The sequence below is a fragment of the Anaerosporobacter sp. genome (assembly GCF_965301125.1).
This window is the reverse complement of record NZ_CBDLAM010000224.1, coordinates 1-425: the sequence shown is the minus strand read 5'-3', so window position 1 is coordinate 425 and position 425 is coordinate 1. Positions and strand designations below refer to the sequence as shown.

General features: G+C 35.3%; 1 protein-coding gene. It reads left to right on the top strand.

All coding sequences use genetic code 11. The annotated features are described in order from the left end of the window. Window positions 1-425 (top strand): ArsA-related P-loop ATPase (locus ACW2QF_RS17255; protein ID WP_455717256.1); only part of this gene is annotated, 425 nt, incomplete at both ends.

Genomic DNA, 425 nt, shown 5'->3' with positions numbered 1-425 from the left:
GCTCCAACAGGTCATACATTAAGAATGTTACAATTACCATCTGCTTGGAGTGGATTCATTAGCGAAAGTACGCATGGAGCTTCTTGTCTTGGTCAACTTGCTGGATTAGGCGAAAAGAAAGATATTTACAAAAAGGCAGTTGATACATTAACAGATAGTAACTTAACCACACTAATTCTTGTTGCAAGACCTGATAATGGACCATTAAAAGAAGCAGAACGTGCCTCAAAAGAGCTAATGGACCTTGGCGTTGTAAATCAAATACTCATAATAAATGGTGTAGTAACAAGTTTTGATGATGCATTATCTGAAAGTCTTTATCAGAAACAACAAAAAGCATTTGCTCAAATGCCAGATAACCTTAATAATTTAGATACCTATTTCATTCCTCTTCGAGCTTATAACGTAACAGGTATAGATAACAT